This window comes from Janthinobacterium sp. 61, from assembly GCF_002846335.1.
Classification (GTDB): Bacteria; Pseudomonadota; Gammaproteobacteria; order Burkholderiales; family Burkholderiaceae_D; genus Janthinobacterium.
The window spans coordinates 797,133-817,552 of record NZ_PJMQ01000001.1; the positions used below are offsets into that span (position 1 = coordinate 797,133).

The 20,420-nt window shown below is 65.7% G+C and carries 11 protein-coding genes and 1 pseudogene; 11 read left to right on the forward strand and 1 reads right to left on the reverse strand.

Features of this window, described 5'->3' with window-relative positions; translation table 11 throughout:
• The first annotated feature begins 1 nt into the window (after position 1).
• From iolE to cobA, 6 genes are all read left to right on the forward strand, one after another.
• Complete coding sequence (iolE, locus tag CLU92_RS03710) at positions 2-916, forward strand: myo-inosose-2 dehydratase (RefSeq protein ID WP_101480778.1); 915 nt, start codon at positions 2-4, stop codon at positions 914-916.
• Positions 913-1,710 (forward strand): 5-deoxy-glucuronate isomerase, encoded by a 798-nt coding sequence (gene iolB / locus CLU92_RS03715; RefSeq protein ID WP_101480779.1) that lies wholly within the window; start codon positions 913-915, stop codon positions 1,708-1,710. Before iolE ends, iolB begins: the two co-directional genes overlap by 4 nt.
• A gap of 14 nt (positions 1,711-1,724) precedes the next feature.
• Positions 1,725-3,224, forward strand: a complete 1,500-nt coding sequence (locus CLU92_RS03720) for a CoA-acylating methylmalonate-semialdehyde dehydrogenase (RefSeq protein ID WP_101480780.1) — start codon at positions 1,725-1,727, stop codon at positions 3,222-3,224.
• Between the two features lie 73 nt (positions 3,225-3,297).
• Positions 3,298-3,936, forward strand: a complete 639-nt coding sequence (locus CLU92_RS03725) for an ANTAR domain-containing response regulator (protein ID WP_101480781.1) — start codon at positions 3,298-3,300, stop codon at positions 3,934-3,936.
• A gap of 169 nt (positions 3,937-4,105) precedes the next feature.
• A complete protein-coding gene (locus CLU92_RS03730) occupies positions 4,106-5,296 on the forward strand; it encodes a CmpA/NrtA family ABC transporter substrate-binding protein (protein WP_101480782.1) in 1,191 nt (396 codons plus the stop codon).
• 14 nt (positions 5,297-5,310) lie between these two features.
• Positions 5,311-6,081: a uroporphyrinogen-III C-methyltransferase gene (gene cobA / locus CLU92_RS03735; RefSeq protein WP_101480783.1), complete on the forward strand. Its 771-nt coding sequence runs from the start codon at positions 5,311-5,313 to the stop codon at positions 6,079-6,081.
• 5 nt (positions 6,082-6,086) lie between these two features.
• Here cobA and CLU92_RS03740 read toward each other — a convergent pair.
• Positions 6,087-7,085 (reverse strand): annotated as a pseudogene (locus CLU92_RS03740) (cyclase family protein); the annotation flags it as partial.
• A gap of 108 nt (positions 7,086-7,193) precedes the next feature.
• On the opposite strand from CLU92_RS03740, the gene CLU92_RS03745 reads away from it, so the two are divergent.
• The 5 genes from CLU92_RS03745 to recD all read left to right on the forward strand — a co-directional run bounded on the left by CLU92_RS03745 (position 7,194) and on the right by recD (position 20,419).
• Complete coding sequence (locus CLU92_RS03745; protein WP_101480784.1) at positions 7,194-8,084, forward strand: LysR family transcriptional regulator; 891 nt, start codon at positions 7,194-7,196, stop codon at positions 8,082-8,084.
• 140 nt (positions 8,085-8,224) lie between these two features.
• Positions 8,225-11,263 carry a CHASE domain-containing protein gene (locus CLU92_RS03750; RefSeq protein WP_101480785.1) on the forward strand — a complete coding sequence of 1,013 codons (3,039 nt, stop codon included), beginning with the start codon at positions 8,225-8,227 and terminating at the stop codon, positions 11,261-11,263.
• A gap of 75 nt (positions 11,264-11,338) precedes the next feature.
• Positions 11,339-14,788: an exodeoxyribonuclease V subunit gamma gene (gene recC / locus CLU92_RS03755; RefSeq protein WP_101480786.1), complete on the forward strand. Its 3,450-nt coding sequence runs from the start codon at positions 11,339-11,341 to the stop codon at positions 14,786-14,788.
• A complete protein-coding gene (gene recB / locus CLU92_RS03760) occupies positions 14,785-18,456 on the forward strand; it encodes an exodeoxyribonuclease V subunit beta (protein ID WP_101480787.1) in 3,672 nt (1,223 codons plus the stop codon). The genes recC and recB overlap by 4 nt, the downstream gene beginning before the upstream one ends.
• Positions 18,446-20,419: an exodeoxyribonuclease V subunit alpha gene (gene recD, locus CLU92_RS03765; protein WP_257560964.1), complete on the forward strand. Its 1,974-nt coding sequence runs from the start codon at positions 18,446-18,448 to the stop codon at positions 20,417-20,419. Before recB ends, recD begins: the two co-directional genes overlap by 11 nt.
• Position 20,420: the final 1 nt, after the last annotated feature.

The window sequence follows — 20,420 nt, forward strand, 5'->3', positions numbered from 1 at the left end:
GATGACTACCTGGAATGTCAAGATCGGCATCAACCCGATCTCGTGGATGAACGACGATTTGCCAAGCCTGGGCGGCGAAACGCCCCTGGAGACAGCGCTGAAAGAGGGCGCCGAGATTGGCTACGTGGGTTTCGAGCTGGGCAACAAGTTTCCCAAGGATGCCCCCGCGCTGAATGCCGTACTGGGCAAGTATGGCCTGGCGTGCGTGTCCGGCTGGTATTCGGGCCGGCTGGCGCACCGCTCGGTGGAAGAAGAGATCGCTTCCGTAGCCTCGCATTTACGCTTGCTTGCCGACAGCGGCGCCAGCGTCATGGTCTACGGCGAAGTGGCCGACGCTATCCAGGGCGAAGCCCGTCCCCTGTATAAACGACCACGTTTCCAGACGCAGCAGCAATGGCAGGCATATGCGGACAAACTGACGGCCTTTTCCGCCCACCTGCTGGCGCATGGCGTGCGGCTGGCCTACCATCATCACATGGGTGCCTACGTGGAAACCCCGGCCGACGTGGATCAACTGATGGCCTTGACGGGGCCGGAAGTGGGCTTGTTGTTTGATACGGGTCATATCACGTTTGCCGGCGGCGACGCGGTGGCGGTGTTAAACAAGCATATCGATCGCATCTGCCACGTGCATTGCAAGGATGTGCGCCCCAACGTGGTGAAACTGGCCCGCAATGGCCACTGGAGTTTCCTGCAGGCTGTCATCAATGGCGCCTTCAGCGTGCCTGGCGACGGCTGCATCGACTTTCCGGCGATCCTGAGGCGTTTGTATCTGCACGGCTACGAGGGCTGGCTGGTGGTGGAGGCGGAGCAAGACCCGGCCGTCGCGCCCAGTTACCAGTACGCCAAGATGGGCCACGATTACCTGGCCCAGCTCGTCGGCGCCATTCCCCGCCTGGGCCGGGAGGCAGCATGAGCCCGCTGCTGGTCAAGGCGCGGCCTGGCGCCACCATCGTCGAGGTCACGCCCGAGTCGGCAGGCTGGACGCATGTGGGCTTTGCCGCGCACCGCCTGGCTGCAGGGGAACAGTTGAATCTGGACACGGGCAGCCGCGAGCTGTGCATCGTTGTATTGACGGGCACGGTCACCGTCCAGGCGGGCGAGCAGAGCTGGGAAGCCATCGGCGGGCGCGCCAGCGTCTTCGAGGACCGCTCGCCATATGCCGTGTATGTCCCCCTGGATACGAAGGTCAGCATCACGGCGGTGGACGCCGCCGAAGTGGCCTTGTGCAGCGCGCCAGCCACAACGCACCGCCCGGCACGCCTGATTGAACCGGCCGCCATGACGCGCTCCGTGCGCGGCAAGGGCGCCAATACCCGCTATGTGTGCGACATCCTGCCGCAGACGGCAGAGGCCGATGGCTTGCTGGTGGTGGAGGTGCTCACGCCGTCCGGCCACTCGTCCAGCTATCCGCCCCATAAACACGACAGCGACAACGTCCCGCTGGAAAGTTCACTGGAAGAAACGTATTACCACCGCCTCAATCCCGAGCAGGGCTTTGCGTACCAAAGAGTCTACACGGATGACCGCTCCATCGACGAGGCCATGGCAGTGGAAAACCACGACGTGGTGATGGTGCCCAGGGGTTACCACCCCGTGACCGTGCCGTATGGCTACGACGGCTATTACCTGAACGTGATGGCCGGCCCGAAACGCGTGTGGCATTTTAAAAACGACCCGGCCCATGAGTGGCTGATGAATACCAAATAATCGAGGATCCTGCTATGACAACGCAACAGATCGGCCACTTTATTGGTGGCAACCCCATGGCTTCGCGCTCCGAGCGTACGAGCGACGTCTTCAATCCCGCCACGGGCGCCGTCACGGCCAAGGTGTCGCTGGCGACTGCCGCCGAGCTGAACGCGGCCGTGGCCGCTGCCCACGCGGCCTTTCCCGCCTGGTCGCAAACCTCGCCCTTGCGCCGCGCGCGGGTCATGTTCAAATTCAAGGAATTGCTGGAAGAACATGCGGATCAATTGGCCGCCCTGATCACGGCCGAGCACGGCAAGGTGTTTACGGATGCCAAAGGGGAAGTGACGCGCGGCATAGAAGTAGTGGAATTTGCCTGCGGCATTCCGCAAATGATGAAGGGAGAGTACTCGGAACAGGTGGCTGGCGGCATCGACGCCTGGTCCATCCGCCAGGCGCTGGGCGTCTGCGTCGGCATCACGCCCTTCAACTTCCCTGTCATGGTGCCGATGTGGATGTTCCCCATGGCGATTGCCTGCGGCAATACCTTTGTCTTGAAACCGTCCGAGCGGGACCCGTCGGCCAGCCTGCTGCTGGCACAGCTGTTGACAGACGCGGGCTTGCCCGACGGCGTTTTCAACGTGGTGCAGGGAGATAAGGAAGCGGTGGACGGCTTGCTGCACCACCCGGACGTGCGCGCCGTCAGTTTTGTCGGTTCCACGCCGATTGCCGAGTATATCTATGCCACCGGCTGCGCGCAGGGCAAGCGTGTGCAAGCCTTGGGTGGCGCGAAAAATCACATGGTCGTCATGCCCGACGCGGATATCCCGCAAACGATAGACGCCCTGATGGGCGCCGCCTTCGGGTCGGCGGGCGAGCGCTGCATGGCCATTTCTGTCGTCGTGGCGGTGGGCAATGTCGCCGATCAGCTGGTCGAAGCGCTGGTGCCGCGCATCGCGGCCTTGAAAATCACGCAGGGCATGGATTTACAAGCGGAAATGGGTCCTGTCGTCACGCAAGTGCACAAGGAAAAGATCGCCGGCTACATCGCCACGGGCGTCAAGGAAGGCGCCAGGCTGGTGGCCGACGGGCGCGGCTTCGTGCTGCCGGGCCATGAAAATGGCTTTTTCCTCGGCGGCAGCCTGTTCGACCATGTCACGCCGGAAATGACCATCTATAAAGAGGAAATCTTCGGCCCCGTGCTGTGCATCGTGCGCGTGCCCGATTTCGCCACGGCGCTCGATCTCGTCAATGCGCATGAATACGGCAATGGCACGGCGATCTACACGCGCGACGGCAACACGGCGCGCGAATACACGCACAGGGTGCAAGTCGGGATGGTCGGCGTCAACGTGCCCATCCCCGTGCCGATGGCCTTCCACAGCTTCGGCGGCTGGAAGCGCAGCCTGTTCGGCGACCACCACGCGCATGGCCCGGAATCGGTGCGCTTCTATACGAAGCAGAAGGCTGTGACGCAGCGCTGGCCAGCCTCCACGGCCGCCGGTGCCGAATTTGCCATGCCGACCCTGAAGTAAGGCATAGAGCGCCATCTGGTTCGCTTCTTGCTTACTGCAATGGTTAATTGTTTAGCCATTGCAGAATGCTCCCATGACGTCCAGCCGTACCCAGCCTTTGCGCATCGTTGTCGTCAACACCATCGTCGAGCACGGCGTGCACGCGGATGCGGCATTGGCTGCCCAGGTGCAGCGCGGCAATGCCTTGCGCATCGGCTTGCTGGAATCGGGCTTTGACATCGTCGCTTCCTTGCCAGCCGACCTCTACCTTCCTGAGCGCATTGCGCAGCTGCAGCCTGACCTCATCATCATCGATGCCGAATCGGACGCGCGCGACGTGCTCGAGCACATCGTCATCGCCACGCGCGACGAGCGCCGCCCCATCGTCCTGTTTACGGAAGACGGCGCCACGGCCAGCATCGACGCGGCCATGGCGGCCGGCGTGTCCGCCTATATCGTGGCCGGCTTGCATGCCGAGCGCATCTTGCCCGTGCTGAACGTGGCGCTGGCGCGCTTCCGCCAGGAAGAAAAATTGCGCGCCGAATTGCTCGACACGCGGCACAAGCTGCTCGAACGCAAGGTGATCGAACGGGCCAAGGGCTTGTTGATGACGCATCAGGGCTTGACGGAAGAGCAGGCATACCAGCGCTTGCGCAGCATGGCCATGAACAAGAAACTGAAGCTGGCGGACATTGCCCAGCGCATCCTCGACGTGGAGGATTTGCTGGGATGACCCGTCCATTTCCTGACACATGCTGGTGCAGTGCACCATCGCGGTGCGTTGCCAGCCTTTCTGAACAGGGCGTATATTTGGCTCAGTCTAGGCACGGTCCTTGCTGCTGGACGGGGAGAGCCTTGCCCATGGTGGCGCGGAAAAACAGTATTTATCATCAAGGAATAGTATGACGGCGCAAGTGGGCAAAGAGGCAGGGCATGGCTCCCAGGTGATGCGGACCCTGCCGCCGGAAAAACAGACGCTACGCATCGGCTATCTGCCGCTGACCGATTGTGCCTCGCTGGTGATGGCCTCGAAGCTCGGCCTGGACGAGAAATATGGCATCAAGATCGAACTGAGACGCGAGATGTCGTGGGCCGGCGTGCGCGACAAATTGAACAACGGTGAACTCGACGCCGCCCACGTATTGTACGGACTCGCATATGGCGTGCAGATGGGCATCGGTGGGCAGCAGCGCGACATGGCCGTATTGATGAACCTCAATCATAGCGGCCAGGCCGTGACATTGTCTGCGGCGCTGGCGCGCGAGGGTGCCCACGATGGTCCCACTTTGGCGCGGCATATGCGCACCGTGGCGCGGCCTTTTGCGTTTGCGCATACTTTCCCGACCGGCAACCACGCGATGCTGCTGCAATACTGGCTGGCCGCGCATGGCATCGACCCGCTGCGCGACGCGCGCGTGATGACGGTGCCGCCATCGCAAATGGTGGCGTCCCTGCGCGCGGGCCAGATGGACGGTTTTTGCGCGGGCGAACCGTGGGGCTACAAGGCCATCGTCGACGGCGTGGGCGTGACGGCCGCCACCAGCGGCGCCATCTGGCCCGACCATCCGGGCAAGGTGCTGGGCACCAGCGCCGCATTTGCGCAGGCGCATCCGAACAGCTGCCGCGCCCTGATCGCCGCCGTGCTCGAGGCGGGGCGCTGGATCGACGCCAGCGATGCCAACCGGCTGGCCATGGCGGCCACCCTGGCCGAGCCCGCTTACTTGAATACACCGCAGGAAATGCTGGCACCGCGCATGCTGGGCCATTATCAGGATGGCCTGGGCAAGACCTGGGACGAGGCGCACTGTGTGAAGTTTTATCAGGGCGGCGCCGTCAATTTCCCCTACCTGTCCGACGGCATGTGGTTCATGACCCAGCACCGGCGCTGGGGCTTGCTGCGCGATGAGCCCGATTACCTGTCGGTGGCAAGGCAGGTGAACCGCATCGACCTGTATCGCCAGGCGGCAGAAATGACGGCCACGCCCTTGCCGCCATCTGCCCTGCGCAGCTCCACCCTGTGCGACGGCGTGGTGTGGGATGGCAGCGCGCCGGAAGCGTACGCGGCATCGTTTGCCATCGGCCATTTTTTCTGATTGGAGAGTGCATCATGGCACAACACGGTAGCGTGACACTTGTCGGCGCGGGGCCAGGCGATCCGGACTTGCTGACGATCAAGGCAGTGAAGGCCATCGCTCGGGCCGACGTGGTGCTGATCGACGACCTCGTCAACCCGGCCATCCTCGCGCATGCGGCACCCGGCGTGCGCGTGGTTGAGGTGGGCAAGCGGGGCGGCTGTGCGTCCACGCCGCAAGCCTTCATCGAGCGCCTGATGCTGGCCGAAGCCCGCGCCGGACTGCATGTGGTGCGCTTGAAAGGGGGCGACCCCTATCTGTTCGGGCGCGGCGGCGAAGAGCGCGCCTACCTGCACAGCCACGGCGTGGCCGTCGAGGTCATACCCGGTATCAGCAGCGGCCTGGCCGCGCCATCGGCCATCGGCGTGCCGCTGACGCACCGCAGCTGGAGCCAGGGCGCGATTTTCGTCACGGGCCACGGCAAGGATAGCGCCTCCGAACCGAACTGGGCGGCATTGGCACAAAGCGGCCTGACCCTGGTCATCTACATGGGCGTGGCGCGGGTGGCGGCCATCCAGGCGGGCTTGCTGGCAGGCGGCATGGCGCCGGGCACGCCGGTAGCCGTGGTGCAGTCGGCCAGCTTGCCGGCGCAGCGCCAGTTGCTGAGTACCTTGCACGCCTTGCCGCACGACTTGCTGGCGAGCGGCCTGGGCAGCCCCAGCATCATCGTCGTGGGCGACGTGGTGCGCTGCGCCGATGCCTGGGATGACCACGGCGCCGCTACCTTGCAGGCCGCTGCCGTCTGACCCTGGCGGATCGGCAGTGCCACTGGGCGGATGGGTGCCGCGTCGCCGCCGCGAAATTTCAGCGAGGCGCCGATGAAGGCAAACTGGTAGACCTTGTCGCGCGACAGCGCTTCCAGGTCGACCAGTTCCATGATGGGCGTGCCCTGCTGCGCCAGCAAATAGGTGTGCACGGGCAGGTAATTGCCCGCCACTTCGGAGGGGAACGCTTCGAAACTGAGGTTGTCCGCCCCCACCACCATGGCGCCGCCATCTTCCACGAGGAATTTCGCCGCATCGAGCGACAGGCCGGGGGGATTCGCCATGTACGCTTGCGCCTGCTCATAGTGCTGCATGCGGCCCGTGCGTATCAGCACCACGTCGCCCTTTTCCAGCGTGACCTTCTGATGCGCCAGCGCCGCGCGCAGGTCCTGCCGCGTCACCCGGTAATTGTCGGGCAGTTGTTGCAATCCCTTGGCCACGGCCACGTCGATCAGCACACCGCGTGCGACGATGGGCGGCAGCTTTTCAGCGCCTGTCACCGTCCAGCCCCGGTCACCCAGGTATTGCGCTTCCGTAAAACCATTCCAGATCTTGCCGTTCAGGCCGAAGTGGTTGAGCGCGTCGATATGCGTGCCCATGTGCGCATACATGGACACGGCCGAGCCCGTGTAACTGACGTGGCGGTTCATCTGTTCGCCCACGCGCATCGAGTCGGCCACCACATTGCCTTTCGGCGTGTGCGTCATCCACATCTGGTAGGGTGGATCGCCGGCCGCCTGCCAGCTGGGCATGCCGATATGGAAATCGACGGCCAGGTCATAGCTCTTGCCGCCATCGATGCGCGCCAGGATGGCGGTGCGCGAGGCCGGCGTCATCAGGTTCAGGCGGCCGATTTCGTCTTTCGGCCCCCAGGGGCTGATGCCCACTTCAGGCAGGGCGGCGGTGGCCGGCGTTGCCTGTGCTGTGCCGGCCAGGAGGGCCAGCAGCAGGGGCACGGTTGTTAACGGGGAAGGGACGGTGAACATGGGGTGCTCCGTGTGTCAGGTGAAGAAAGAAGCCAGCATCATATTGTTTTTCATTTGCATGATAATCAGCGATAAAATAATAAGATATTCAACTGCAAGGAAAGAATGATGGATGTCCTCGCGCACATGCGCGTGTTTCGCAAGGTGGTCGAGCGTGACAGCTTCAGCAAGGCGGCGCTGGACCTGAGCCAGTCGGCGGCGGCCATCAGCAAGCAAGTGCGCCAGTTGGAGGCGCGCTTGGGCATCGTGCTGCTGGTGCGCACCACGCGGCGCATGAGCTTGTCGGACGGCGGGCGCGCCTACTATGTGGAATGCTGCCGCCTGCTTGACGAGGTCGATGCGCTGGAACTGGCTACGCGCGGCAGCGCTGGCAAGGTGGCGGGGCGGCTGCGCGTGAATGCGCCGCTGTCGTTTGGCTTGAAAGTGCTGTCGCCGCTGCTGCCGGATTTCATGGCCCGCTATCCGGAAGTCAAGCTCGAACTGACGCTGGACGACCGCCTGCGCGATGTGGTGGGCGAGGGCTATGACGTGTCGCTGCGCATCCGCGCCGCGCTGGCCGATTCGTCCTTGGTGGCGCGCCGCCTGGGGGACGTCGAGCAGATGATTTGCGCGGCGCCCGATTACCTGGCGCGGCGCGGCACGCCGCTGCGGGCGCTGGATCTGCATGACCACGATTGCCTGGCCTACCGCCTGGCCGACAGCCCCGGCGTCTGGCAGCTCGATGGCCCGGAAGGGGCGAGCAGCATCGTGCTGCCCGTGCGTTTTTCCGCCGACAGCAGCCTGCTGCTGGCCGACATGCTGGTGGCGGGCATCGGCGTGGGCGCGCTGCCATCGTTCGTCGCCGCGCCGCTGCTGGCCAGCGGCGCCCTGGTGCGCGTGCTGCCGTCGCACGGCATGGCCAGGCGCGGCGTGTATGCCTTGACGCCCGACGGACGCCATGTGCAGGAAAAAGTGCGCGCCTTTTGCGACTTCCTGGCGGGGGTGCTGCAGACGGCATAGGGACGCGGTGTTTTCCAGGGCAACCATCGCGCACGCTTTTTTTCGTCCACAAGCGCGTCGGGCAGGGGCTTTGATAGTATCCTCGTACTTGCTGGGCTGCCTGCACGGCCCATTCGAGGAACCGGAATAAGCGATTGACAATGCACACTTTGAGCAAGGGCGGGGCGGGATCAGGCATCAGGATATGGGCAGGCGGCCTGCTGCTGGCGTTGGCGGTGGGCGGCGCCCTGTACGCTGGCGCGGCGCGCACGGTCAATGACGACGCCGAACAGCGTTTCGACAATCTCACGCATGACGCCCAGCATAGCCTGGCCACGCGGGTGAAAAGCTATGCCGACCTGCTGCGCGGCCTCGAAGCCCTGTTCCGCACCAGCGAGCATCTGACGCGCCGCCAGTTCCACGATTACGTGGCCGGCCTCGATATCGCGCGCCAGTTTCCCGCCATCGAATCGGTCAATTATGCGGTGGCGCTGACGCAGGCACAGCGCGCGGCCTATGTCGCCGAGGTGCGCCGCGACTCCAGCCTGTCGCCGCGCGGCTATCCGGCCTTCACCATTCGCCCGCCCGGCGAGCGGCCGGAATACACCGTGCTCACTTACCTGGAGCCCGATTCCCTGCTGCCAGAACGCATGGGCGTCGATATCGGCGCCAACCCGCTGGTGGCGCAGGCCCTGGCGCAGGCGCGCGACAGCGGCGAGCTCAGCGCATCGGGACAGGTGATCATGATCAAGGGCCCGCCCGCGCATGTGGGCCTGGGCATGCGCTTGCCCGTATACCGCAATGGCATGCCGCAAGGCAGCGTGGCCGAGCGCCGCGCCGCTTACCAGGGGTCAGTGGGCATCGGTTTTGGCGTGGCGCAGCTGGTGCACAGCGCGCTCGAACGCAGCGCACTGGAACCGCTGCACCTGACCCTGTACAGCGCGGTCGAACCTCTGCCGGCCCAAGGCGTCCTGCGCATCACGCCGCAGGATCGTTTGCTGTTCAACGATGACGGCGATCTGGCGATACCGCCGCCGCAAGCGGGCAGCGATGCCACATATTTTGACCAAGTCCTGCCCATCGTATATCAGGGAGGACTGTGGAAAGCCCATTTCCGCGTACGCAAGGTGGAGATGTACAGCGGCTTTGACCGCTATTTTCCATGGCTGGCGCTGGCCGTCGGTGTGGCCGGCACCCTGCTCATTTACGGCTATATCTTTACCCTGTACCGTTCGCGACGCAACGCGGTGGCGCAGCGCACCCTGCTCGATACGGTACTCGACAGCGTCGACGCCTACGTCTACATGAAGGATGCCGACCTGCGCTACCGCTACGTGAATGCGCGCACGGCGAAGATACTGGGCCGTTCGGCGGAGCAGCTGATAGGTCGTCAGGATGGCGAGTTGATGCTCGGCGATGCGGCGGCGGCCGCACAGCTGACCGAACGCCAGGTGTTCGACAGCGGCACCAAGTTCGTCGGCGAGGAGCGCTTCGTCGATGCGCAGGGGCAGGTGCATCACTTGTGGAGCGTGAAGGTGCCGCTGGGATTGCCCGGTCCCGTCACTGGCCTGATCGGCCTGTCCACCGACGTGACGGAACTGCATCGTCTGAAAGAGCAGGCCGACGCGGCCAGCCAGGCCAAGAGCGACTTCCTGTCGAACATGAGCCATGAAATCCGCACGCCGATGAACAGCATCATCGGCATGGCGCACCTGGCGCTGAAATCCGTGGCTGACGCGCGCCAGCGCGACTATCTGCAAAAAATATTCCATTCGGGCCAGCACTTGCTGGGTCTGATCAACGATATCCTCGATTTTTCCAAGATCGAGGCAGGCAAGCTGGAACTGGAAGTGCTGGACCTCCGGCTCGACACCCTGCTGGCAAACATCGCCAGCCAGCTCGGCGATGCGGCCGCCGTCAAGGGATTGACGCTGCAGTTCGATATCGCACCCGAGCTGCCGCAGCGCTGGCGTGGCGATCTGCTGCGCCTGGAGCAGGTCTTGCTGAACCTGACCAGCAACGCCATCAAGTTTTCGGACAATGGCAGCATCTTCGTGCGCGTGCGCCAGTCCGAGGAGCGCGGCAGCCACGCCATGCTGCGCTTCGAGGTACAGGACCGGGGCATCGGCATGAAGCAGGAAGAGGTGGCCCAGCTGTTCCGATCCTTCCACCAGGCCGACCCGTCGACCACGCGCAAGTATGGCGGCAGCGGCCTGGGGCTGGTGATCAGCAAACAGCTGGTTGAACTCATGGGCGGCAAGGTGGGCGTGTACAGCCAGCCGGGCCTGGGTAGCACCTTCTGGTTCACGGCGCGCCTGGAGAAAAGCGCGCAGGCGGGCGACGAGCGCATCGCCGAGGTGGAGCCCGAAGTATTGGGCGTGATCCGCGGCGCATCCATCCTGCTGGTGGAGGATAACGTCTTCAGCCAGCAGGTGGGTTGCGAATTGCTGGAAGATGCCGGCGCCACTGTCTGCGTTGCCTGCAATGGCCGCGAAGCGCTGGAATTGCTGGCACACCAGCGCTACGACTGCGTGCTGATGGACGTGCAAATGCCGGAGATGGACGGCTTCGAGGCGACGCGCCGCATCCGCGCCGACCCCAGGCTCAGCGGCCTCTTGGTGATCGCCATGACGGCCAATGCGGGCAGCGAAGACCGTGCCCGCTGCCTGGCGGCCGGCATGGATGAATTCGTGACCAAGCCGATCGCCCCGAATCTGCTGTTTCACCTGTTGGCGAAATGGTTCCGCCTGCGCGGTGGCATCGGCAGCATCGGTCATGCGCGCGCGGGCGACAGGCTAGCGGCGGTGCCGAAAGCGCCGCGATCGGCCGCATCGCTGGAATTGCGCGATACGGCCATCCTTGACCTGGCCACCCTGGCGCTCACATTCAGCAATGACGCCGTGAAGATGCGCAAATACACCCAGCTGTTTCTCGATACGGCGCGCGACGGCATCGCCGAAATGGAGCAGGCCATGGCGCTGGAAGACCTGGGCCGCCTGGCCGACCTGGGACACCGCAGCAAATCGTCGGCGCTGGCCGTGGGCGCCCATGCTTTCGCCAGCCTGTGCACGTCGATCGAAGGCTTGCGCCTGGGCGGCGACCTGCCGCAGGCGCGCGCCCTGCTGACGGCGCTGGAGCCGGCTCTGGCGCAGGTGGCAGAACAAATTTCACTGGAATTTGTCGCCAGCGACTCCCCCTGACGCAGGCAGCGGCGATAATATGCCTTTGACGTTTCTGGCCACCCGGCCGGAGACGCGGCAACCCATCGGATCAGCATGCATACTCCCGTCACACCCGGCCTCCTCATCCTGCATGGCAACCAGCTGGAACAGCTGCGCGCCGCCGTCTTCCAGTGGCTGCGCCAGCATCCGCTGGCGCCCCTGGAAACGGATATCTTCCTGGTGCAGTCGAACGGCGTGGCCGAGTGGCTGAAGATCGCCCTGGCGGAGGAGATGGGAGTCTGCGCCGCCACGCGCATCGCGCTGCCGGCGCGCTTGCTGTGGGAAAGCTACCGTGGCATGTTGGGGCGCGAGCGCGTCCCGCGCGTGTCGCCATTCGATAAATCCCCGCTGACCTGGCGTTTGATGCGCCTGTTGCCCTCCCTGCTGGCCGACCCGGTGTTTGCGCCGTTGCGCTACTTCCTTGCCGATGGCGATTGCGAACGCCGGCTGCAGCTGGCCGAGCGCCTGGCCGACTTGTTCGACCAGTACCAGGTGTACCGCGCCGACTGGCTGGCCGATTGGGCCGCCGGACGCGACCAGTTGCGCACGGCGCGCGGCGAATTTATCCCATTGAAGGAAGATCAGCGCTGGCAGGCGCAGTTGTGGCGTGCCGTGTCGGCTGACGTCGAGGCCTTCGAGCGCGACACGGGCCGCGCCGATATCCACGACGCCTTCCTGGCGGCGATCGCCGCCGGCGAGCCGCCTGCCGGCAAGCTGCCGCGCCGGGTGGTGCTGTTTGGCGTGTCGGCCTTGCCGTACCAGACCTTGCAGGCGCTGGCCGCGCTGGCGCGCCACACGCAGGTGGTGCTGGCCGTGCCCAACCCGTGCCAGTTCTACTGGGGCGACATCATCGACGGGCGCGACTTGCTGCGCGCGGAAAACAAGCGCCAGCGGCAGCGCAACGGCACCGATCTGGCGCAAATTCCGCTCGAAGCGCTGCATGCGCACAGCCATCCGTTGCTGGCCAGCTGGGGCAGGCAAGGGCGCGATTTCATCCGCATGCTCGACGAATTCGACGAACATGCGCAAGCCGAGGGGCGCGACGACAGCCTGCGCATCGACCTGTTTGGCGAGGAAACGGGCGAGACTCTGCTGCAGCAGGTGCAGGTGGCCATCCGCGAACTGCGCCCGCTGGCCGAGCACGAGCAAACGCCGCCCGACGCCGGCGACCGCTCAATCGAATTTCACGTGGCGCACAGCGTGCAGCGCGAAGTGGAAGTGCTGCACGACCAGCTGCTGGCCATGTTTGCGCACAGCGCCGAGACGGGCTTGCGTCCGCGCGACGTGGTGGTAATGGTGCCCGATATCGATACCTTCACGGCCGCCATCCACGCCGTCTTTGGCCAATACCGGCGCAATGACGAGCGTTTCATCCCGTTCGAGATCGGCGACGTGAAGGACCGCAGCGTCAACCCGCTGCTCGTCGCGCTCGAGTGGCTGTTGCAACTGCCGCAGCAGCGCTGCCGCCAGAGCGAGGTGCGCGACCTGCTCGACGTGCCCGCGCTGGCGGCCCGTTTCGGCCTGCAGCCGGACGACCTGGCCACCCTGGGCGCCTGGATCGAAGGGGCGGGCGTGCGCTGGGGCCTGGATCAGGCGCACCGCGCCGGCCTCGGTCTGGGCGCGGCCGGAGAACAAAATGCGTGGATCTTCGGCGTGCGGCGCATGCTGCTCGGCTATGCCAGCGGCAGTGGCGCCAGCTTTGGCGGCATCGAACCGTATGCGGAGGTGGGCGGTCTCGATGCGGCGCTGGCCGGATCGCTGGCGCAGCTGGTCGAGGCGCTGCTGCACTGGCGCACCGTGCTGGCCAGCGCCTGCACGCCAGCCGAGTGGGGCGTGCAGGCGCGCGCGCTGCTGGCCGCTTTTTTCGATGCCGACGACGAAGGCGACCGTTTGACCCTGGCGCAGCTGGAAGGCGCCTTGCAGGGCTGGCTGGAAACCTGCGAGCATGCGGGCTTTGTCGAGCAGGTGCCGCTGTCCGTGCTGCGCGTGGCGTGGCTGGGCGCGCTGGACGAGCCGACCCTGAACCACCAGTTTGTCTCCGGCGGGGTGACCTTCTGTACCCTGATGCCGATGCGCGCCGTGCCGTTCCGCGTCGTGTGCCTGCTGGGCATGAACGATGGCGACTTTCCGCGCCGTGCCCAAAAGGCGGATTTCGACTTGCTGGCGCTGCCCGGTATGGCCCGCCCGGGCGACCGCTCGCGCCGCGACGATGACCGCTACCTGATGCTGGAAGCCTTGCTGGCCGCGCGCGACAAACTGTACCTAAGCTGGGTGGGGCGAAATGTGCGCGACAATTCCGAGCAGCCGCCGTCCGTGCTGGTGTCGCAGCTGCGCGATTACCTGGCCGCCGGCTGGTCGCTGGACCGGCACCTGGCGTCGCTCACCACCGAGCATGCGCTGCAGCCATTCAGCCGCCGCTACTTCGAGGCGGACGGCCTGCTCACGTATGCGCGCGAATGGCGCGTGGCCCATGCCGATGCCGATACGGTCGATGCGGATGCACAGGCCGCCGTGCTGCCGCTGGGGCCTTACGAGCTCGATCCCGGCACGCGCTTGAAACTGGGCGAGCTGGCCAGCTTCCTGCGCCAGCCCGTCAAATATTTTTTCCGCCGCCGCTTGAGTGTGCACTTTGCCGACGCGGCCATGCTGGGCGAGGATGAAGAGCCGTTTGGCCTGAATGCGCTCGAGCGCTATCTGCTGGAAGACACCATGCTGGACGACGGCGGCGCCGTCGAAGCGCTCGATGACGTGCGCGCGAGCCTGGAAGCGCGCGCAGGGAAACTGGCGCGCGAAGGGGTGCTGCCCATCGGCCTGATCGGCCAGCAAGTACAGGCGCAATTGGTCGAGGCGCTGGTGCCCGTGCGCAGCGCGTGGCTGTCCTTGCGCGCCTCGTTCCCGCTGGCGGCCGACAAGCGCGCCATCAACCTGCCGTTTGGCGAGCTGCAGATCGACGACTGGCTCGATAAATTGTGCAGCAACGGGCAGGAAACGGCCTGGCTGATGCAGATTTCCTCTAAGGTGACGGACAAGGGCGGCCAGGCGCGCGGCGACAAGCTGATGCTCATGTGGCTGCGCCAGCTGGCCGCCGCCGCCCTCGGCTTTCCCGTCACCGGCTACCTGGTGGCGCGCGACGCCATCGTCAGCATGGCGCCGCTCGATCCGGCCACGTCGCGCGAAGCCCTGGCCACTTTGCTGGCGCTATGGCGCGAAGGCATGAACCATCCCTTGCCCACGGCATGCAAAACGGGCCTGGCGCTGGTGCAGCAGGGCGACCCGCGCGCCGTGTACGACGGCGGCTTTGACATGTCGGGCGAGCGCGATGAACTGTGCCTGGCGCGCCTGTGGCCCGAGTTTTCCGCGCTGGCCGCCGAGGAGGCATGGGAAGACTGCACGCGCGAGCTGTACGGCCCGCTGGCCGACTGGCTGCAGCAACATATTACGATTGACCCGATCACAATGGACCCGATCAGCGCGCCCTATGACGGCGCCGGAGAAGAACAATGACGAGCCATTTGCTCAACCCCCTGGCATTCCCGCTGCACGGCTCACGCCTGATAGAAGCCTCGGCCGGCACCGGTAAAACCTGGACCATCGCTGCGCTGTACGTGCGCCTCGTTCTGGGCCATGGCGACGACGACAGCCGCTTTACCCGTCCGCTGCTGCCGGCCGATATCCTCGTGATGACGTTTACCCGCGCCGCCACGCGCGAATTGTCGAACCGCGTGCGCGAGCGCCTGATCGAGGCGGCCGCTTATTTTCGCAATGAGTTCCGTCACGAGTCCGGCGGCAGCGATCCCTTTCTCGATGCCTTGCTCGAGTCGTATCCGGACGAGAGCGAGCGGCAAAAGGCCGCGCACCGGCTGATGCTGGCCGCCGAGACGATGGATGAAGCGGCCATTTTCACCATCGACGCGTGGTGCCAGCGCATGCTGCGCGAGCATGCGTTCGACAGCGGCAGCCTGTTCGACGAAGAACTGGTGAGCGATGAGCAAGCCCTGTTCGAGGATGCGGCCCATGATTACTGGCGCCAGCAAGTCTATCCCTTGCCGCCGCAGGCGCTCGACGTGCTGCTGGCCTGCTGGCCCGACGTGGGGGCGCTGAAGAAAGGCGCGCGCGATCTGGCGCGCCGCGCGGATATCATGGGTATGGCGGACGAAGAACCGGTATCGGCACTGATCATGCGCGAACAGCGTGCGCTGGCCGCGCAGCTGGCCACCCTGAAGGCTGGCTGGATCGAGCGCGTGGACCGGATGGCCGCGTGGATCAACGACCAGCGCGCCGCCAATCCCAAGTGTTTTAACGGCGTCAAGATGAAGCCGGACAACCTGGCGAAGTGGTTCGACGGCTTGCGGCGCTGGGCGCAAGATCCCCTGTTGCTGCAGCCGGCCATCACGGCCAAGGCGTGGGAGCGCTTGACGCCCTTCGGCATCGAGGATGCGTTTGCCAAGAGTTTCACGGCGCAAGTGCCGGAGTGCTTCGAACATACCGAGGCGCTGGGGATCGCCCTGGCGGCTTTGACGCCGCTGGCGCACAAACTGCACCTGCATGCGGCGGCGGCCATCGCGCGGCGCATGGACCAATTGAAGCGCCAGTCACGCCAGTTCGGCTTTGCCGACATGCTGCAGCGCCTGCATGACGCGCTCGCTGGCGAGAATGGCGCGGCCCTGCGCCAGCGCATCGTCGACCAGTATCCGCTGGCGATGGTCGATGAATTCCAGGACACGGCGCCGGCGCAGTACCAGATTTTTAACCTGCTGTACCGCATCGCCGACAACGATCCGGCCCTGGGGCTGTTCCTGATCGGCGACCCGAAACAGTCGATCTACGGCTTTCGTGGCGCCGATATCCAGAGCTACCTGGCGGCGCGGCGCGCCACCGCCGGGCGCCACTACCAGCTGGGCACCAACTATCGATCGACGGCGCCCCTGGTGGCGGCTGTCAACCAGCTATTCCTGCATGCCGAGCGCGCCGAAGTGCCGGCCGGCGCTTTTCGCTATCGTAGAAATGGCGACAATCCGCTGCCGTTCGAAGCCGTCGATGCCAAGGGGCGCGCCGAGCACCTGGTGAACACCGGCGGCCCGCTGCCTGCGCTGCTGGCGGCCTGCGCCAGTGATGAAGGGCTGCGCGGCGAGAGCTACCGCGAGTATTTCGCACAGCATTGCGCGGAGCACATCGTCGCCATGCTGGCCGATGCGCAAGCCGGTTTCGCCGGCCCTGACGGCTTCGTGCGGCTGCAGCCGGCCGATGTCGCCGTTCTCGTGCGCGACCGCAAGGAAGCGGCGGCCATCCGCCGCGCGCTGGCGCGCCGCCGGGTCGCCAGCGTCTACCTTTCCGACAAGGATTCCGTCGTCGACAGCGAGGAGGCGCAAGACGTGCTGCGCTGGCTGGCGGCGCTGGCCAATCCCCTCGACGGGGCGCTGGCGCGCGCCGCGTTTGCCACGCGCACCATCGGCCTGTCGCTGGGAGAGCTGGCGCGCCTGTCCAGCGACGAACTGGAATGGGAGCGCCGGGTCGAGCAACTGAAGGCCTTGCACCTGATCTGGCAGCGCCAGGGCGTGCTGGCCATGCTGCGCCGCTTCATCCACGAACTGCAGCTGCCCGCCATGCTGCTGCAGCAGACGGGCGGCGAGCGGCGCTTGACGAATCTGCTGCACCTGGCCGAACTGCTGCAATCGGCCAGCCGCCAGCTCGATGGCGAACAGGCGCTGATACGCTGGCTTGCCGAGCAGATTGCCGGCGAAGGCGAGGGCGGCGACGAGCGCGTGCTGCGCCTGGAAAGCGATGCTGAGCTGGTGAAGGTCATCACCGTGCACAAATCCAAGGGCCTCGAATACCCGCTGGTCTATTTGCCGTTCGCCGTCACGGCGCGCAAGGTGGATAAGCGCAACCGCAGCTTCTTCGAGTATGCGGGCGAAGACGGCGAGCGCCGCCTCGACCTGTCGCTGTCCGACGAGGCGATGGCAGCGGTCGAAGAGGCGCGCATCGAGGAAGACCTGCGCCTGCTGTACGTGGCCCTGACGCGCGCGCGCCATTTCCTGTGGCTGGGCGTGGCCGCCCAGGCGGCGCGCAAGGCTGGCGAGAATACCTTGCACGAATCGGCGCTTGGCTACCTGCTGACGGGGGGCGACAAGCTGCCGTCCGGGCAACTGCTGCTGCGCTGGCAGCAGGTGGCGGGCGATTGCGACGCCATTTATGTCACTTCGCTGGCGCAGCCCGATGCCTGCACGGTGCTGGACCGCGTCGAGCGGCGCCCCGAGTTGCGGCCCGCGCCCGTGTTCGCGGGCGAATTCGAGCGCGACTGGTCGGTGGGCAGCTTTACGTCGCTGACGCGCCAGATCGGCGCCGTGGCTGCCCCCCACGTGCCGCAGCGGGCATTGGAAGAGACCTTGCTGGAAGACGGCGCCAGCGTGGCGGCCGTATCGCCGCTGCAGGCGGGCGACGCCCCGTGGCACCGCTTCCCGCGCGGTTCCGTACCCGGCAATTTCCTGCACGAGCAGCTGGAATGGATGGGCGGCGAAGGCTTTGATAGCGTCCACGACGACAATTTCAATACGCGCCTGGCCGCGCGATGCGAGCGGGCGGGCTGGGGACACCGCCAGGAAGATGCCATCGCCTGGCTCCGGGAAATCGCCATCACGCCGCTGCCCCTGCTCGACGCGTCGCTGTCGCAGCTCGATAGCACACTGTCCGAGATGGAGTTCTGGTTCCCCAGCGAGCATTTGTCCACCGGCGCGCTCGACCAGTTGTGCACGCGTTTGCTGCTCGATGGCGCGCCGCGCCCCGTGCTGCCTCGGCGCCAGCTGAACGGCATGTTGAAAGGCTTTGCCGACCTGGTCATCGAACGCGATGGGCGCTACTGGGTGCTCGACTACAAGTCGAATGCGCTGGGCGCCAACGATGCCGCCTACCACACGCAAGCGCTGGCGTCCGGCATGGCGCAGCACCGCTACGATATCCAGGGCGCCATCTATATGCTGGCCCTGCACCGGCTGCTGAAAAGCCGGCTCGGTGATGCCTACGATCCTGCCGAGCACCTGGGCGGCGCGATCTTCCTGTTCTTGCGCGGCATCGCGAATGCGGATACGCATGGCTGCTACTGGCTGGCGCCGCAGCTGGAACTGCTGGACGGCCTCGATCAACTGTTAGAAGAAACGGAACACCATGCAGCATAATGAGCAGATGGATGCCTTGCAAATGAATGCCTTGTTCAGCCATGTCGACGGCATCGCCGGGGCGGGTCATCTGCGCCGCCTGAGCGCCGCCTTCGCGCGCTTTATCGCCAGCCTGGACGACCATGCATCGGATGCACCCGCCGTGGCCGTGGCCTGCGTGGTGCTGTCCGAGCTGGAAGGGCGGGGGCACAGCTGTTTGATGCTGTCTGACCTGGCCGGCGAACCGTCGCAACTGCTGGGTTGGAGCGAGGAGCTGTGGCATGGCGTGCTGGCCGTTTCCGGCCCGCTGCCCGCATCGCTTGAGGGCTGGCGTGCGCTGCTGGCCGGCGCGCCGCAGGTGTGGCAAGTGGGTGCGCCAGATGTGCGCCAGCCGCTGGTGCTCGACGGCGACCGCCTGTACCTGCGCCGCTACTGGCGCGACGAGACCCTGGTGGGCGAGAAAATCGCCGTGCGCGCGCAGGATTTGGGCAATCCGCCGCTGGCGCAGGTGCGCCAATGGCTCGATATCCTGTTCGACCAGCCGACGCAGGATGGTGGCCCGGACTGGCAAAAGGTGGCGTGCGCCATCGCCCTGCGCGGCAAGGTGGCCATCATCACGGGTGGCCCCGGAACGGGCAAAACCTATACGGTGGCGAGCCTGTTGACCTTGCTGTTTGCCGTTTCGCCGCAGCCGGAGCAGCTGCGCATCGCGCTGGCCGCACCCACGGGCAAGGCGGCGGCGCGGTTGAAACAGTCGATCGACAAGGCCCTCGAAGGGCTGGCGGCGAAGGCGGGCGATGCGCTGCCCTTGCTGGAACTGGCGCGGCGCATGGGCGCGGCGCGTACCCTGCATAGTTTGCTGGGCGCGCGGCCCGATACGCGCGCCTTTGCCCACCACGCGGGCAATCCGCTCGACGTCGATGTGCTGATCGTCGATGAAGCGTCGATGGTGCACCTGGAAATGATGGCCTCGGTGCTCGATGCCTTGCCGCCGAAGGCCATCTTGATACTGCTGGGCGACAAGGACCAGCTGGCATCGGTGGAAGCGGGCGCCGTGCTGGGCGACTTGTGCCACGATGCGCAGGCGGGCGGTTACACGCCGTCTACCATCGCGTATGCGCAGGCGGCCAGCGGCGTCGCCATTCCGCCCGCCTTCGCGGGAGCGGCGGGCGCGCTGGCGCAGCAGACGGTGATGCTGCGCCACAGCCACCGTTTCAGCGGCCCGATTGGCGAACTGGCGCTGGCCGTGAATGGCGGCAGGCCCGATCTCGCCAAGGCCTGCTTCGCTGGCGACAGCGGCGGCCAGCTGGCGTGGACGGTGCCGGCGCAGCAGGAGGATGTGCTGCGCCTGGCCTTGCGCGGCAGAGTCGACGCGCCGGGTGGCTACCAGCCTTACCTGGCACTGGTGAATGCCGGTGAAGCGGCGTACGCGCAGCATGACGACTGGGTGCGCGCCGTGCTGCACGCTTTTGAAGCGTTCCGCATCCTGTGCGCCGTGCGCGAAGGCGAGTGGGGCGTGGCGGGCTTGAACACGGCCATCGAGCTGCGCCTGGAAAAGGAAGGTCTGATCCGCCGCAGCGAGTGGTATGTGGGCCGCCCCGTGATGGTCACGCGCAACGACTATGGCACGGGCGTGTTCAACGGCGACATCGGCCTGACCTTGCGCGACCCTGCGCGACCCGGTTCCCTGCGCGTGTATTTTTTGGAAGGCGAGAATGTGCGCAGCGTGCTGGCCACGCGCTTGCGCCATGTGGAAACGGCGTTCGCCATGACGGTGCATAAATCGCAGGGCTCGGAGTTTCGCCACACGGTCCTGGTGCTGCCGCAGGAAGGCGGCGCCATGCTGGCGCGCGAACTGGTCTACACGGGCATCACGCGTGCGCGCGACTTCTTTACCCTTGTCTCGCCCACGCAGGCCGTGCTCTTCGACGCGATCTTGCGCCGCACGCAGCGCGCCAGCGGGCTGCGGGGCTTGATCGGCTGAT